At 41.1% G+C, this 15,947-nt stretch carries 17 protein-coding genes and 2 tRNA genes; 14 read left to right on the top strand and 5 right to left on the bottom strand.

Annotation, left to right across the window (positions count from 1 at the left end; translation table 11 throughout):
* Positions 1-10: 10 nt before the first annotated feature.
* The gene (locus EXT43_RS04100) at positions 11-796 is read right to left on the bottom strand and encodes a hypothetical protein (protein ID WP_058584922.1); all 786 of its coding nucleotides are present in this window, start codon (positions 794-796) and stop codon (positions 11-13) included.
* 358 nt (positions 797-1,154) lie between these two features.
* On the opposite strand from EXT43_RS04100, the gene EXT43_RS04105 reads away from it, so the two are divergent.
* Positions 1,155-1,517, top strand: coding sequence for a DUF3718 domain-containing protein (locus EXT43_RS04105; protein ID WP_130166398.1), 363 nt, complete (start codon positions 1,155-1,157; stop codon positions 1,515-1,517).
* 53 nt (positions 1,518-1,570) lie between these two features.
* On the opposite strand, the gene EXT43_RS04110 is transcribed toward EXT43_RS04105, so the two are convergent.
* A complete protein-coding gene (locus EXT43_RS04110; RefSeq protein WP_130166399.1) occupies positions 1,571-2,266 on the bottom strand; it encodes a DUF445 domain-containing protein in 696 nt (231 codons plus the stop codon).
* A 112-nt stretch (positions 2,267-2,378) separates the two neighbouring features.
* On the opposite strand from EXT43_RS04110, the gene EXT43_RS04115 reads away from it, so the two are divergent.
* The gene (locus EXT43_RS04115) at positions 2,379-3,239 is read left to right on the top strand and encodes a fructosamine kinase family protein (protein WP_130166400.1); all 861 of its coding nucleotides are present in this window, start codon (positions 2,379-2,381) and stop codon (positions 3,237-3,239) included.
* A gap of 228 nt (positions 3,240-3,467) precedes the next feature.
* Positions 3,468-3,671, top strand: a complete 204-nt coding sequence (locus EXT43_RS04120) for a CPXCG motif-containing cysteine-rich protein (protein WP_054561385.1) — start codon at positions 3,468-3,470, stop codon at positions 3,669-3,671.
* Positions 3,672-3,689: 18 nt separating this feature from the next.
* Here EXT43_RS04120 and EXT43_RS04125 read toward each other — a convergent pair whose 3' ends face one another.
* Complete coding sequence (locus EXT43_RS04125) at positions 3,690-4,316, bottom strand: riboflavin synthase subunit alpha (RefSeq protein WP_130166401.1); 627 nt, start codon at positions 4,314-4,316, stop codon at positions 3,690-3,692.
* Between the two features lie 94 nt (positions 4,317-4,410).
* Between EXT43_RS04125 and EXT43_RS04130 the strand changes: the two genes are divergently transcribed.
* From EXT43_RS04130 to EXT43_RS04145, 4 genes are all read left to right on the top strand, one after another.
* The gene (locus EXT43_RS04130; protein ID WP_130166402.1) at positions 4,411-5,769 is read left to right on the top strand and encodes an MATE family efflux transporter; all 1,359 of its coding nucleotides are present in this window, start codon (positions 4,411-4,413) and stop codon (positions 5,767-5,769) included.
* A complete protein-coding gene (locus EXT43_RS04135) occupies positions 5,744-6,763 on the top strand; it encodes a DUF3080 family protein (RefSeq protein WP_130166403.1) in 1,020 nt (339 codons plus the stop codon). The genes EXT43_RS04130 and EXT43_RS04135 overlap by 26 nt, the downstream gene beginning before the upstream one ends.
* 114 nt (positions 6,764-6,877) lie before the next feature.
* Positions 6,878-6,954, top strand: a tRNA-Val gene (locus EXT43_RS04140).
* Positions 6,955-7,064: 110 nt separating this feature from the next.
* A tRNA-Val gene (locus EXT43_RS04145) sits at positions 7,065-7,141 on the top strand.
* A gap of 469 nt (positions 7,142-7,610) precedes the next feature.
* Here the strand turns inward: EXT43_RS04145 and EXT43_RS04150 are convergent.
* Together EXT43_RS04150 and fucP are read right to left on the bottom strand one after the other, a co-directional pair.
* Positions 7,611-7,955 (bottom strand): L-rhamnose mutarotase, encoded by a 345-nt coding sequence (locus EXT43_RS04150; RefSeq protein ID WP_130166404.1) that lies wholly within the window; start codon positions 7,953-7,955, stop codon positions 7,611-7,613.
* Between the two features lie 12 nt (positions 7,956-7,967).
* Positions 7,968-9,305: an L-fucose:H+ symporter permease gene (fucP, locus tag EXT43_RS04155; protein WP_240701469.1), complete on the bottom strand. Its 1,338-nt coding sequence runs from the start codon at positions 9,303-9,305 to the stop codon at positions 7,968-7,970.
* A gap of 357 nt (positions 9,306-9,662) precedes the next feature.
* Here fucP and EXT43_RS04160 point away from each other — a divergent pair, with 357 nt between their 5' ends.
* Genes EXT43_RS04160 through EXT43_RS04190 form a run of 7 tightly spaced genes read left to right on the top strand, consistent with a single transcriptional unit; the run spans position 9,663 to position 15,912 of the window.
* Entirely contained in the window at positions 9,663-9,962 is a 300-nt protein-coding gene (locus tag EXT43_RS04160) for a UxaA family hydrolase (protein WP_130166406.1), read from the top strand.
* Position 9,963: 1 nt separating this feature from the next.
* A complete protein-coding gene (locus tag EXT43_RS04165; RefSeq protein WP_063529124.1) occupies positions 9,964-11,148 on the top strand; it encodes a UxaA family hydrolase in 1,185 nt (394 codons plus the stop codon).
* Positions 11,149-11,164: 16 nt separating this feature from the next.
* Positions 11,165-12,313: an alpha-hydroxy acid oxidase gene (locus EXT43_RS04170; RefSeq protein WP_130166407.1), complete on the top strand. Its 1,149-nt coding sequence runs from the start codon at positions 11,165-11,167 to the stop codon at positions 12,311-12,313.
* 21 nt (positions 12,314-12,334) lie between these two features.
* A complete protein-coding gene (locus EXT43_RS04175) occupies positions 12,335-13,381 on the top strand; it encodes an aldo/keto reductase (RefSeq protein ID WP_130166408.1) in 1,047 nt (348 codons plus the stop codon).
* A complete protein-coding gene (locus tag EXT43_RS04180) occupies positions 13,378-14,238 on the top strand; it encodes an amidohydrolase family protein (RefSeq protein WP_130166409.1) in 861 nt (286 codons plus the stop codon). The genes EXT43_RS04175 and EXT43_RS04180 overlap by 4 nt, the downstream gene beginning before the upstream one ends.
* Positions 14,239-14,260: 22 nt before the next feature.
* The gene (locus EXT43_RS04185; protein ID WP_130166410.1) at positions 14,261-15,037 is read left to right on the top strand and encodes an SDR family oxidoreductase; all 777 of its coding nucleotides are present in this window, start codon (positions 14,261-14,263) and stop codon (positions 15,035-15,037) included.
* A gap of 20 nt (positions 15,038-15,057) precedes the next feature.
* Complete coding sequence (locus EXT43_RS04190) at positions 15,058-15,912, top strand: fumarylacetoacetate hydrolase family protein (RefSeq protein WP_130166411.1); 855 nt, start codon at positions 15,058-15,060, stop codon at positions 15,910-15,912.
* Positions 15,913-15,947 lie beyond the last annotated feature (35 nt).

Below are 15,947 nucleotides of genomic sequence, written 5' to 3' on the forward strand. Positions count from 1 at the left end.
TCATAGAGCACTATTTCTTTATATAGTTGTTATATAGCTGCTCTAACGCACCTTCGGTCGTTAAGCTCGGATCTTTGTTGATAAAATGTTTCACAGTTCGAGTTACAAAGTCTGAGTTTTGCTTATGCTGCTTGGCAAAACTTTTAATTAGTGAATCTGCATCGTTTGCTGCGGTTACTTTTTCGTGTCGATGGCGGTATTGACTCAATGCACGGTTAAAATCGCCATTGTAATCTTCTACCACCAGCTTATAGAATTCTGTTCTGTCGACTTGTAAATCATTAATGCAGTAATTAAGCGCGTCTTTAAAGTCATAAAAGACTTTGCCTTGCACATCAAATTCGGCACGCTTCTCACGAATAGTGACACTGGCATCTTCAGTTGCATAGCTATAACCTTGAAATGCTACTCGCTCTGCTGCCTCTGCACCTAACTTCATGCCTGCTTTAATACTGTGCACAAACTCATCACTCATATCGTGAAGTTCACTCTCATGCCACATGTGATAAATTCTCAGCGCTTTTGCATACTTTGTTGAAAGTTTCTTTTTAAGCTTTGTAACTCGCCCATCAATAGTCAGCACTCGTTCGTTATGCAGTAATGCAAAGCACTCATAACATGCTGGAATTGATATAAATTCAGCCTCTTCGCCTAAATCTATAATGCTTTGCAGCATATGCAGTGGCGGACAAAAATCTCGCTCAGTTGCTTCACAACCACAATAAAAACATTGATTAAAGTGTTTTGATTCAGATGCATAGGCTTGTTGATAATAGCCTGCTAATTTTGTGGTCACTCATGCTCCTTATACTCTGATTAGCCTTTTTAAGAAAAGCTAGAGTTAATACTTAAATGTAACAGCTACGTAAAAATTAAGCCTTTAATACGAGCCAAAACATGTTTTAAAAAAATAAATGAAAAAAAATTCAGCCTATTTGTGTCAAAATTCACACTTTAAAATAGCACTTATCAAGCGGTTAGTTTTACTTGTTCACATCTACATACTTACTTACATCTTGTCGATTTTCATTAACAGCAATTGTTCTTGTTTAGCGTAATACTTTAAATGTGCCCAGCAAACAGGAAGTGTGAAGTATCCATAAAAGCGAGGTCGCACATACTAAACGTAATACGGACAACAACTGGAGAGAAAGATGAATACGTTAACTACAGCACTAGGTACAGCATTAATTTTAGGTTCTTCATTAGCAGCAACTGATGCAACTGCAGCACAATTTGTCGCAGCAGATGACTCTGTAGGCACGCAAGCTTGCATGGCCATTGCTTCTAACAAACCATTAAACGTATCAAGCACAATGCGCGATCTACGCTTAAGCAAACGAGTAATGACAGAAAAACTACTTTGCAATGATATGACGACTGATAAGTTTGCAAGCACTTATGGTTTTCATAACTCTGCGAAATACTTAAATTTTGAAACAGCAACAAAAACAAGTATTCAAGATATTGCTAAAGTATCTAATGACACAGTGATTGTTATTGCTGGTTCTAAATAATGATGAATTCACTGTAGCAGGTCTTTAAAGGCCTGCTACAAATTCCTTCTTCGTTAAACTAGCGCAGCGATCAGGCCAAATAGGCCACCAAATACTCCGCCCCAAATCACTAACCAACCTAAATGTTCTTTGATCATGGTTTGAATAATATCTTTCACCATGGTTGGCGTAAGCTCATTCAAACGCTCATCAACTAAACGCTCAACAGTACTGTGCAATGAGCCACCAAGATGAGAGTTGGCAAATAGCTTTTCATCTAGAATCGTTTTAAATTCGTCGCTCTTTGAAATATCAATCACCGCTGCTTTCATTTTTTCAATGAAAGGTTCACGCATCGGCTCAAGCGCATCACGGCCACCAAACATCGACAACATGCCACCAAATTGTGAGTTTTCGATAACCTCAATTAATGAATCATAAGCCGGACTTAAATTAACTTCACTGATCACTGGATCTAAATCAATATTTGGCTTAGCGAGCGCCATAACCTGATCTATTTTCTCTTCGGCGAAGAACTCGGTCATTACCAAGTTACGAATAGCCACCTTAAAAGACGCAAACTTTAAAGTTATAACCCCAGAGCCGTATAAAAATGGTACTTTTTCGAATAGCATGTGAATAGCAAGCCAGTTAGTTACTGCGCCCGATAACGCAAATAAACCAACAGAAAGCACAATTGCTTGTTCAAATAAAAATCCGACTAATACTAAGGCAAGCGCCACTAAATTAGTAATGAGACTTTTATTCATCTGACCCCTCATAAATACTTCGATAAACTTTAACAATATTAACGCTATGGGTTTGTTAATTCATCGTCTTTTTGCCATAGTTTAATTATATGGTTAAAAGGTGAACAAAATTATGTGGAATTCGGTGAATGAACAGATTAGCCAAGCGATGCACTTTGATTTTAAGCATACCTTTAAGCGCCAATTACAATCACCCAATAACGACAAATACTTCCAAATTGGTGATGATCTACACCACTTCTTTGTGAAAGTTGCTCACTTGAGTGATCTTGAGCGCCTAGAGTGCGAAGCCTTTAATCTTGAGCTATTAACCCAAGAAAGCTTATTTATGATCCCAGATTGCATCACCACAGGTTGCAATATTGAGTTTTCATTTATCGTGCTTGAATGGTTAGAGCTTGATAAACAGCCCCATACCAATTGGCATGAAATGGGGGAGCACCTTGCCCATTTACACCAAAAGCATACCCAAGCTATGTTCGGCTTAGATAACGACAACTTCCTTGGCCCTACTCTACAACCAAATCGTTGGCACAAAAAATGGGATGTATTTTTTGCTGAAGAGCGCATTGGTTGGCAATTACAATTATTACAAGAAAAAGGTATTGAGCTTGTCAACCAAGACTCCTTCATCACTTTTGTTAAAGACGCACTGCATAGCCATGTTGTAGAGCCTTCGTTATTGCACGGTGATTTTTGGCGTCGAAATATGGGCTTTTATAATAATGTACCCAGTGTATTTGACCCTGCTTGTTATTATGGTGATCGGGAATGCGATATAGCAATGAGTGAGCTTTATGCGCCATTGCCTGATAGCTTTTATGATGCCTATAACGATATCTACCCATTGCAGGTAGGTTACGAGCAACGTAGAGCCATCTATCAACTATACCCTATGCTCAATAATGCCAATATCTTTGCAGGGCACTATCTTACTGAAGCAAAACAACAAATTGATCAGCTACTGAAATAAGCAAGAATTCACTGTAAAAGGAATGTCACAAACCGCTAAACACAGCTATATTTAGCTTATAAAGCGTATTAATAAAGATGCTAACCGAATTGGTAGCACTACGCTTACATCTATTCGGTTAGTGAGTTATATCAATCTAATTAAATCTAGATTCATTTTTGATGAGTTAGAGTTTAACGAAGATTGCAATTTAACGAACTCAGGCATGCCTGATTAAGGTAAAAGCTGATGAAAGACCAATACACACAACGGATTTCATGCCCTCACTGTGGCCACCACATTCATGTTGCACTTGATGCAAGCGACGGTGACCAAGATTACTATGAAGATTGCGCAGCATGTTGCAATCCCATTCATTTAAATATGCATATAGATTACGCACATAACAAACTCGAATTACATGTCGATAGTGACGACGAGCAAATTTTTTAATTTGCTCGTTTGATGTATTTATTTTGCTTGTTGCGAAAGATAATTTTCGACCGTGTTGATAATGGTATAAGTTTGCTGATCAACTTCGATATTTAACTTATCACCTTCGCGGTAGTTATCGAGATTGGTAATAGAGAGTGTTTCAGGGATCAGGTGTAGCCAAAAGCCCTGCTCATCAACTTCACCTACAGTGAGGCTTGCCCCGTTAACGCTCACAAATCCCTTATACAAAACGTATTTTTGCCACTCTTTTGCTAATGCTAATTGCATCTTACAGTTATCTTGAAAATGGTTAATTGAAAGTATCTCGGCCATACAATGAATGTGACCCGACACGATATGCCCACCTAGTTCAGTACCAAAAGTCACTGAACGTTCAAAATTTACCGTATCATTGACAGCCAGCATACCTAGGTTGGTTAACTTCAATGTTTCATCAATCACATCAAAATTTATAACACAGCACCCTTGAGTGTCTGATGCAAACTTCACCACGGTTAAACAACAACCATTAATGGCTATGCTCGCGCCGATATTCAAGTTTTCAGCATATTGCTGCTCTACTTTTAAAGCTAGCCTCAATACACCGCCTTGGTTAGTAGCGTCAACCACAACGGCTTGCGTTTGCACAATTCCAGTGAACATCGCTTTCTCTTTTCTTTATTAAATAGATAACTGCGATTTTTATTGATCTATGAATAGATTACAATGGCTGTCTGTTTATTTAGTCGTGTAATTTATGTCTTTTTGTAGTTGGGAAGCCAAAAGGTTAATTTCGTTAGCCATTCCTGTTTTTTTGGCACAGGTAACCCTTATTTTAATGACGGTTGTAGATACCGTGATGGCAGGCCAAGTGAGTGCAACAGACTTGGCAGCACTTTCTATTGCAACGGGTATTTGGAATCCGTTAATGCTTGCATTGCAAGGCATATTATTGGCGTTGACGGGTATCATAGCGCAGTTTGCTGGTTCAAACGATAAACAAGGTATTAGTCATTATTTTCAACAGGGCCTGTATCTGGCGTTAGTACTTGCCATAATCGGTTTAGGGCTGGCAAGCCTTGCTGATACTGTGCTTAGTCAATTAGACACCTCACAGTCTATTACCCACTTAGCTGAGCAATACATTCATTTTGTTAAATGGGGTATTTTTGGTTTTTTACTTTTCAGTGTGTATCGCAATATCACTGAAGGTATGGGAATGACCAAACCTGCTTTTTACATTAGCTTAATTGGCTTAGCGGTCAATATTCCAGCCAACTACGTATTTATACATGGTAAATTAGGTTTTCAAGCATACGGTGGCGCGGGCTGTGGTATTGCCACCGCACTTGTATTTACTGCAATGGCGTTAACTCAGGTTATTTATTGCCACTTTAATAAAAAGATTGATGCCAAAGCATTATTAGCAAATTTCGAAGCGCCAAAGCCCGCTACTTTATGGACTATCACCAAAGTGGGTATTCCAATTTCATTAGCTACCTTTTTTGAAGTCACGCTATTTGCTTGTATTCCTTTGTTTATAGCGCACTTAGGTGCAGTTGCCGTTGCGGGTCACCAAATTGCGGCCAGTGTAACGACACTATTGTTTATGATGCCGTTGAGCCTCTCAATTGCCATTAGCATTCGAATAGGCAATTTGTTTGGCCAACAACATTATCAGCAGTTAAAAAATGCCGTTAAAACGAGTTATATTCTCGCGGCAATTATTGCTTTTTTACTGGCAAGTGTGACCTTTTTTGCTCGAGATATAATAAGCCAATTGTATTCTGACAACCCTGAAGTATTGGCGCTAGCTTCTTCAATCATGGTACTGGCTTGTATCTACCAGTTACCAGATGCCCTGCAAGTTTCAGCCAATGGTATTTTACGGGGATTAAAATACACGGCACCGATTGGTTATATCACCTTTGTATCGTATTGGTTGATCGGCTTTGCGCTTGGCTTCGTACTTGCTCGTACAGATTTAATTGTTCCAGCAATGGGCCCTCATGGCTTTTGGATAGGCATTATTGTGGGGTTAAGTGCCGCAGCAATTATGTTGATGTTCACGGTTCATAGGCGATTTAAACATGCACCTTTTTTGCAAAACCAATAGCCTTTTAAACTCTATCATCGCAACAGCGTGCGTGGCACTTATTGCCTGCACGCCCTCTTCGGGTGATGTAAATCACACCTACGCGCAACGATTAGAAAACGTGCTTAAAACTGAAAGTTTTAAACTCTCTAAACCAAGTACACTAGCTGTTAACCACTTCACTGAAAATACTGAAGATAAAGCAACCATTGGCATGATCGAGCTTGCCCAATTACGCCAATGTAAACTCGCAACTCTTATTGCTGAGCACAATAATCAGCTCGGCAAAACAGCAACGCCTGCTAACATTCTTAGTTATCAAATTAAGTTTATTCAAAGCGCAAATGAGTGCTTAGAAAGCTTTGAAGATCAGGATGATCTGTTTGAAAAAATAAAACTCACCGCAGTACAAAAGCAAGCAAACCTTCCTAACTACTTTAAAGCTATGCTGTTCAACGAAAGCGAGTTTAAGCAAAGCTGGCAGCTAAGTTCGACTCACATTGATGAAAACACCGCAGGTTTTAGCGAAACCGTGAGCGCGATGGAGCAAATTGCTAAATTAAACAACCATATTAATAACGGCAAAATAAACGCTGTAGACCCTGAGCAAATCATCAACCAACTCGAAGTATTAAACCGTTTTAAATACAACAAGCTACTCATTTCTGCGGCAAGGGTGCAAACACATTACAATCAACAAATAACAGCGCTGCTCAAGCAGTACTCAAAAGAGGAGCTCTGCCCTGCGAACAAGAATAAACAAAAGGCACAAACGCTAAGTAATGTGTTTAAAAAGTTTTATTTAGAGCAATTACAGCCCTATCAATCATTCTTAGTGGGTCGATTAGAAACCCTACAACCTCTTTACCAGCAAATATGGCATGACACCGAAATGGCCCAGTTTGTAGATAGCGACAGTAATGCCGCAATTTTACAAAGTCTTAAGCGCTCTGCTAAAAGCCATGTCACTTGGTGGCAAGGTTTTTACAGAACGTGCGAAATTAGTCCGTTATGAATAAAAAACCAGCATTTAGCATAAAAATAGCTAAAGCTGCTTGATTCACACAACCAGTCGCTATATATTAGCCTCCGTTGATTAGCCACGCTAACAACAGTTTTAAATCAAAATACAACCGTAGCTCAGTTGGTTAGAGCACTACCTTGACATGGTAGGGGTCGGTGGTTCGAATCCACTCGGTTGTACCACGATTTAGGTATAACCAAAGGAAAGAGCACTACCACTCTTAACGGCCCGGTCCAAAGGTCGGTGGTTCGAATCCACTCGGTTGTACCAATCTTGATTTTAACATCCCAGTACGACCGTAGCTCAGTTGGTTAGAGCGCTACCTTGACATGGTAGAGGTCGGTGGTTCGAATCCACTCGGTCGTACCAATTTATTCAAATTCCTCATAATTTTATTATCCTAATCAATATTATACAGTTGAAACTCAGTTGGTTAGAGCACTACCGCTCTCTATGACCCACGCCAAAATCGGTGGTTCGAATCCACTCGGTCGTACCAATTTATTCAAATTCCTCATAATTTTTTATCCTAGAGTCAATATTATACAGTTGAAACTCAGTTGGTTAGAGCACTACCGCTCTGTATGACCCACGCCAAAACCGGTGGTTCGAATCCACTCGGTCGTACCAATTTATTAAAACTTCTCAGAATTTTATTATCCTAAAATCAACATTATACAGTTCTATCTCAGCTAGTTAGCACACTACCGCTCTCTATAACCCGACCCAAAAGTCAGTGGTTCGAATCCACTCGGTCTACCCTAGCGCCTAGTACCTAGCTCCTAGCCCCTTGAAACTTGTAACTTGAAACTAGCCCCTCGAAACTTAAATTCGGAAACTAACCCACCTGCTCTTCTAGAGAAAATATCCTCTCGACTAACTGCCACTTTTCTTGTTGATTATTGCTATCTACATTCTGAAACTGCTCCATTAGGCTTTCCCATGCTTGCACCTTTGGGTTCATCGCATCTTGTTTTGCTTTTTCTGTAAAGCTAAATGAATCATCGGTTTGCATTATCATGATAAGAGTTGTGCCAACACGATGAATAGCCATGTCGGTAATTCCTGAATCGCGAATAGCACTTATGACTTCAGGCCAAACTTGTTTAGGGCTATGGTATTGCTCGTAGGTAGCTATAAGCTCTGGGTCGTTTTTTAGCTCTAATGTAAGGCAGTACTGCATCTGACTCTCCTTTTATTGTTTATGAATAAAAACAACACGATACGCAAAAATCGTAATTGCAACAAAACACAGCATAGGTAATAAAAATGACGCTTGTTCAGCACTTAAAAAGGCAATGGGGTTCGCATCAATAATCGTCCCCTGTAATGGGGGCATTAATGCCCCGCCAACGATTGCCATTACCAGCCCCGCAGAGGCAATACTTGCATCCGCTTTTAAGCCATTCAAAGCAATGCCATAAATAGTTGGAAACATTAAAGACATACAGGCAGAGGTCGCAACTAAAGAGTAAAGCCCCACTTCACCACCGATAAAAACCACCAAACACATCAAGTTCGCAGCGGCTATTGCAAACCACATTAATAACAGCCCCGCTTTAAACCAATTAAGTAGGTAGGTGCATAAAAATCGGCTCGCAAGAAAAAAGCACATAGCAATAATATTAAAATGCTGTGCCTCGGCTGCACTTAGCCCTACCTCAGCCATGCCGTAGTGAATAATGAAGGTCCAACACATAATTTGAGCACCTACATAAAACACCTGTGCAACGACCCCTTCACGATAGGGTTTGTTGTTTATAAGCCTTATAAATAAAGGCTTTAATGCTTGATTGCGTTTATCTGATGCCATGAGCTGTGTATTAGGCAACCGATAAAACAAATAAACAAACAATAAACAGATCACAACCAATGCAATTGCCACATACGGGGTGCGAATAGTCGCTAAATCAGCGCTTTGCATGAGTTGGTGATGTACAGGATTGGTTACTGCAAACTGCTGTAGTGCATCGGTTAATTTACCATTGACAATCGAAGGTAGCATTTGCGCATACTCGGGATGTGCTGCTTTTTCTTCTGCTCGAAACTTTGCAACATGAAGATTATTTAAAATCAGGTTTGAGGCCACAAACATGCCAAGTAAAGAGCCTACTGGGTTAAATGCTTGCGCTAAATTAAGTCGTTTGGTTGCAGTTTGTGGGCTGCCCATTGATAAAATATATGGGTTTGCCGTTGTCTCTAACAGCGCTAAACCACAGGTCAAGATACATAATGCCGCAAGAAAATAGTTAAACTCGCCATACACACTTGCTGGAATAAACAATAAAGCCCCAACAGCATAAAGACCAAGCCCTAAAACGATGCCGTATTTATAACTAAAGCGCCGAATAAACAAAGCAGCAGGGATTGCCATTACGCCATAGCCTAAATAAAACGCAAATTGCACCAAGCTGCTTTGTGTGTTTGAGATCAAGAAAATATCTTTAAATGCTTTAACTAAAGGGTTGGTTATATCGTTTGCAAAACCCCAAAGCGGAAATAGTGCCGCAACCAAAATAAAAGGGATCAGCATGTCATTTGATACGACGCGGTCCTTGTTACGTTTCGTGTGTGTTCTTTTATGTGTGTTCATAATCAAGCCTGTTGTTTTAATACAAGGCTCACTGATTACTCGCTATGCCATGTAAAATCGATTTAAACAATGTCAAACCAGTTTATAGAGTCGCACATATTTGATGTAGAAAATCACCATCAGCCAGAGTGATTTTTGTACAAATGATTAAACATAAAACATCGCTACAGCCAAAATTTCATATACAAAAACCTGTTTAAAATACGTGCTAAACGCGTTGACTCACTTCAAGCCCAAACATATTTTACAAAGAAATTCATTTTTCAAATCGTTGCAGATTAACAACGTGAGATGGCTATGGCTGAGAATAAATTTGTACAGTTACACCCACACGATAATGTCATTGTTTGCTGCCGTTCGGCGCAAAAAGGCGAGCAAATTAACATTACAAATCAGGTAATAACACTCGATTCAAGTGTCACTATCGGACACAAAATTGCCTGCCAAGATATTGCTGCCGGTGAGCAAATTTTAAAGTATGGGGCTTCAATAGGCTCTGCGACTGAAGCTATAAAAACTGGCCAACATGTTCATCTACACAATATGAAAAGTGACTACATTGCTAGCCACACTCGCCATACAGTAACGGGAGAATAATATGCGCGGCTATTTAAGAAACGATGGCTCAAAAGGCATTCGAAATACCCTAGTTGTGGTTTACTTGGTTGAGTGTGCGCACCATGTTGCACGTTCTATCGTTAATAAGATGGATCACCCTGATGTGCAACTAATCGGTTTCCCGGGCTGCTATCCAAACAACTATGCGCTTGCAATGATGAAAAGCATTTGCACTCACCCTAATGTGGGCGGTGTTTTATTAGTGTCACTAGGCTGTGAAGGTTTTAACCGTGAGTATTTGAGCGATGCGATTGCTGAGTCTGGTCGTCCAGTAAATACCCTAGTGATCCAACAAAATGGCGGCACAAAAAACACTATTGCCAAAGGCATTATGCAAAGCCAAATCATGCTTGAGCAGCTTGCTCAATGCCCAATTGAGTACATGCATCTCGATGAGCTTGTCATTGGCACTATTTGTGGTGGCTCTGATGGCACCAGTGGCATAAGCGCAAATCCGGCAGTTGGAAAATGTTTTGACCGATTAATTAGCGCGGATGCTACCTGCATTTTTGAAGAAACCGGTGAACTTGTCGGTTGTGAGCAAATCATGGCTCATCGAGCCGAAAGCCCAGAACTCGCCAAGCAACTTATTGATTGTGTTGTCAAAGCAGAAAATTACTACACCAAAATGGGCTATGGCAGTTTTGCCCCAGGCAATGCGGAAGGCGGTTTAACAACTCAAGAAGAAAAATCAATGGGCGCCTATGCCAAGTCTGGCGCATCGCAAATAAACGGCATTATCAAACCAGGAGAAAAGCCAAATAAAAAAGGCTTGTTCTTAATGGATGTGGTGCCCGATGGCGAACCTATGTTTGGTTTTCCAAATATTTCAGACAACCAAGAGATTGTCGAAATGATAGCCTCAGGAGCTCATATCACCTTATTTACCACAGGCCGCGGCTCTGTTGTTGGTTCTGCCATTTCACCGGTTATTAAAATCTGCGCTAACCCAGAAACCTATGCAAATCTCAGTGATGATATGGATATAAATGCCGGCGCTGTTATTGAAGGCAGTAAAACCGTTAAGCAAGTGGGAGATGAAATTTTTGAGTTGATTGTTCGAGTTGGCAATGGTGAACAAACCAAATCTGAGCAAATGGGACATCAAGAGTTTTTATTAACGTATAAAACCTTCGATAGCATTGGGCCTGCGTGCTTGAAATAAAGCTGAGGAATTCATCATGAGCAATTACTTTAACCACCTTTACCCAGATGTTGCCGACCTTAAGAAAAAAGCCAAGAAACGTATTCCTCGCTTTGCCTTCGATTACCTTGAAGGCGGTTGTATGCAAGAGCATGGTGTAAAACGAAACAGAGATGACATCAATAGTGTGCAATTACGCAGTGAGCTATTAAAGCCATTTACAGGTAGCAGCCAAACTGTCGAGTTATTTGGTCATACTTACGCTGCCCCATTTGGTATCGCGCCTGTTGGTTTACAAGGATTAATGTGGCCAAAAGCCCCTGAGATTCTTGCTAAAGCCGCCGCTGAAAAAAACATTCCTTATGTATTAAGCACGGTTTCATCATCTAGCCTTGAGCGCATCGCAGAAGTATCAGAAGGCCATGCGTGGTTTCAGCTTTATAACCCGACCGATGAAAAGATTAGGCTTGATTTACTCAATCGCATCAAAGCAGCCCACTACCCTGTGCTAGTGGTCACCGTTGATGTGCCTACTTTTGGCTACAGACCACGTGATATTCGAAATGGCCTTGCTATGCCACCGAAGATGACGCTGTCTAATATTCTGCAAATGCTATCAAGACCCCGTTGGCTTTATGAAACAGCGCTTGCTGGTAAACCAGAAATGGAAACCCTCAAGCCGTATATGCCAAAAAATATGCCTACCGATGAGCTTGCAGCTTTTATGAATAAAACCGTCATGGGCCGCGTTGATCTGGAAGGTTTAAAACCGATTCGCGATTTATGGCAAGGGCCTTTGATCATTAAAGGGTTGATTAATGAGTCTGATGTACAAGCGGCCATTGCGCTCGGCGCAGATGGGGTTGTTATGTCAAATCATGGAGCGCGTCAGCTAGATGCCGGTGAATCTCCCGTCAAACCACTGCAAACAGTCGCTGCCAAGTATTCAAACGACATCAAAATTTTTATGGATAGTGGGCTTCGTAGCGGAACAAATATTGTGAGTGCACTTGCAAGCGGCGCTGACTTTACATTTTTAGGCAGGCCCTTTGTGTATGGCGTGGGTGCCCTTGGCGATAGAGGCGGCATTCACACCATCAATGCCTTGATGATGCAAATTACTCAGATCATGAATCAGCTAGGCTGTGCCACTGTATCTGAACTGCCCGATTTTTTGGTGAAGTAAGGAAACCTTAAGAGGTAGGTTATGAAAAACACATTTAAAACGCGTCCGCTTGGAAAAACCGGCATTGAGGTTTCAACCCTCGGTTTTGGCGCGGCCTCTATGGGTAACCTATATCAAGCAGTGAGCGATGAAGAAGCTAAAAACACCTTAACTGCAGCAATTGATGTGGGCATTTCATTATTCGATACCGCCCCTCGCTATGGCGCTGGGTTAAGTGAACGTCGTGTTGGTGATGCCCTGCGCGGCCTTGGTAAAAAAGACTATATTCTATCAACTAAGGTTGGCAGATTGATCAAACCAGATCCCCATGCTGATGTAACGCAGCTCCGTCATGGTTTTGCTACCCCCATGCCTTTTGATGCTCAATATGACTATAGCTACGATGGCATTATGCGCTCTTTTGAAGATAGCCAGCAACGCTTAGGCTTAGCTGAAATTGATATTTTACTCGTCCATGACTTAGGGGTTGATACACATGGCGAGCGAGATGCCTTTTATTTTATGCAATTTGAGCAAGGCGGCTACCGCGCGTTAGAAGAGCTCAAAGCAAGTGGGCAAATTAAAGCTATCGGTTTAGGGGTTAACGAAGTTGAAATATGCCAACGTGCAATGGCAATTGGTCAGTTCGATTGCTTTTTATTAGCCGGTCGTTACTCACTATTAGAGCAGCAACCTCTCGATGATTTTTTACCTGCATGTATAGAGCATGGTGCGTCTATTATCTTAGGTGGGCCCTATAACTCGGGAATATTAGCAACGGGCGTTAGCAATTTTCGAAACCCATACTACAACTATCAACCAGCCCCACAAGAAATCATCGACAAAGTCGCCAAAATTGAAGCTGTTTGTGTTGATCATAATGTCACATTAGTAGCTGCAGCTTTACAGTTTCCACTCGCGCATCCCGCTGTTGCCTCGGTTATACCTGGGCTTGGTAACGAAAAACGGGTGCACAAAACCGTCGAATTATTTAATCAGGTGATCCCGAACCAGTTTTGGCAAGATTTAAAAACAGCGGGTCTCATTGCACAGCATGCACCGACTCCAGAAAGCGGAGACGCATCATGAACACAATCAGCACACTCAACCCGATTAAAAAAATAGATAGCCATCAACATTTTTGGAAATTGAGCCGTGGCGACTATCGCTGGTTAAGTGAAGATTTAACTGTACTTTATCAAGATTATTTACCAGAAAGGCTCACTACGACCCTTGCTATTAATGACATTGCTAACACTATTGTGGTGCAAGCGGCCGACTCACATGATGAAACGCGTTTTTTACTGAAACTTGCTAAGTCCCATAGCTTTATTGCAGGTGTTGTTGGTTGGGTCGACTTTACCGATACAAACGCTATAAGACAGTTAAACTTATTTGCTTCAGATCCTTACTTCAAAGGTGTACGCCCTATGCTGCAAGATATTGAGCAAATTGATTGGATCTTAAACCCAGAATTTACGCCAATTTTTCAATTTTTAGCGGCGCATAACCTCTGCTTTGATGCCTTAGTTCATGAATGCCATTTGCCGCATATCATCACTATTGCAAAGCAACATCCTAATTTAAACATTGTTATTAATCATCTGGCTAAACCAGATTTAACTAAGCCAAAATCAGAGCAATGGGAAGACTCCCTCTATCAACTCGCATGCTTAAAAAATGTTGCAATTAAGTTTTCTGGGCTCATGTCACAAGCTAAAGCAGGTTGTGTCGATATCGATACATATCGCCCCTACTTTGAACTCATTTATCAGTTATTTGGAGCCAACCGTATTTTATGGGGCAGCGACTGGCCAGTGGTTAACATGAATGGCTGTTATACCGACTGGCATTACATCAGCGATGAGCTGATAAGTGTTCTACCAGTCTCTGAGCAGCGAAAGATTTGGTCCGATAATGCCAAGAGACTTTACCAATTATTTTAATTCCCCCAGTTAAGGACTTTTTATGAGCCAGCAAAACACAAAAAAAATTGCCCTAGTAACCGGTGGTGGAAGTGGCATCGGGCGCAGCATCTGTTTGCGTTTGGCAAAACGTGACATGCATATCATGGTGGTTGATTTAAACCTTGACGCTGCAAACTTAGTGAAAGATGAAATTCTTCGCGACAGTGGCAGTGCCGATGCGTACGCCGTCGATGTTGCAAACCATCAACAAGTTCACGAGTTATTTAATACGATTACCAAGCACTACCCCATTGATATTTTGGTTAACAACGCCGGTATTGCCCATATCGGCAATATCGAAAACACCACAGAAGCTGATTTGGACAGACTCTATAACATTAATGTTAAGGGCGTTTATAACTGTATTCATGCAGCTATCGAGAGCATGAAATCTCGAAAAAGCGGCGTCATTATTAACCTTGCTTCGGTTGCATCTTCGGTTGGTATTGCTCACAGGTTTGCTTACTCAATGACGAAAGGCGCGGTATTAACCATGACCTATTCAGTTGCAAAAGACTATATAAATGATGGCATCCGCTGTAATTGCATTGCGCCTGGTCGAGTGCACACCCCATTTGTTGATGATTTTTTAGCCCAAAGTTACCCAGATAATCAAGCTGAAATGTTTGAAAAGCTCTCTAAAAGTCAACCTATAGGTCGTATGGGCAAACCAGAAGAAATTGCCGGACTGGTCGAATATCTCTGCTCAGATGATGCAGCCTTTATTACCGGCAGTAATTTTCCCATTGATGGCGGTTTCGTCACCTTGAATAACTAATAGAAGTAAAGAGAATCATCATGAAACTACTAAGATACGGCCCTTTTGGCCAAGAGAAACCCGGCATCATTGATAGCGATGGTAAGCTACGTTGTTTAAGTAACGTGCTCAAAGACATCAATGGCCAAGCTTTATCACCAGTAACACTCAATTTTATTAGTCAAATTGACTTAAACACCTTGCCGCTTATTGAAGAGCCTGTGCGTATCGGTTCATGTATTGCTGATGTAGGTAAGTTTATTTGCATTGGCTTAAACTATGCTGATCACGCCGCAGAATCTGGCATGGCCATTCCCAATGAGCCTGAAGTATTTAGCAAGGCCACCAGCGCTATTAGCGGCCCTAACGACAATATAATCAAGCCCAAAAATAGCGAAAAGCTAGACTGGGAAGTTGAACTTGCCATTGTCATTGGTAAACACGCCTCGTATGTCGATGTTGAAAACGCTTATGATTACATTGCCGGTTATTGTGTATGTAACGATGTGTCTGAACGAAATTTTCAATTAGAACGCGGTTCACAATGGGATAAAGGCAAAGGCTGTGACACATTTGGACCACTTGGCCCATGGTTAGTCACCAAAGATGAAATTCCTGATCCACTTAATTTAGATATGTGGTTAAAGGTGAACGATACCCAGTATCAAAACGGCAACACAAAAACCATGGTGTTTGATCCAGCGTTTATAGTTAGTTATCTCAGCCAATTTATGAGTTTACAACCGGGTGATGTTATCTCTACCGGCACGCCACCAGGTGTGGGTTTAGGGCAAACTCCACCGGTTTACTTAAAAGACGGCGACACAGTTACACTTGGCATTGAAGGCCTTGGCGTACAACAGCAACTAGTCGTTGATTATAAAAAATTACACTAATTAATAAATCCCAAATTGCATTTGATCTAGACCCA

The sequence above is a fragment of the Pseudoalteromonas sp. CO109Y genome (genome assembly GCF_004208935.1).
Classification (GTDB): Bacteria; Pseudomonadota; Gammaproteobacteria; order Enterobacterales; family Alteromonadaceae; genus Pseudoalteromonas; species Pseudoalteromonas shioyasakiensis.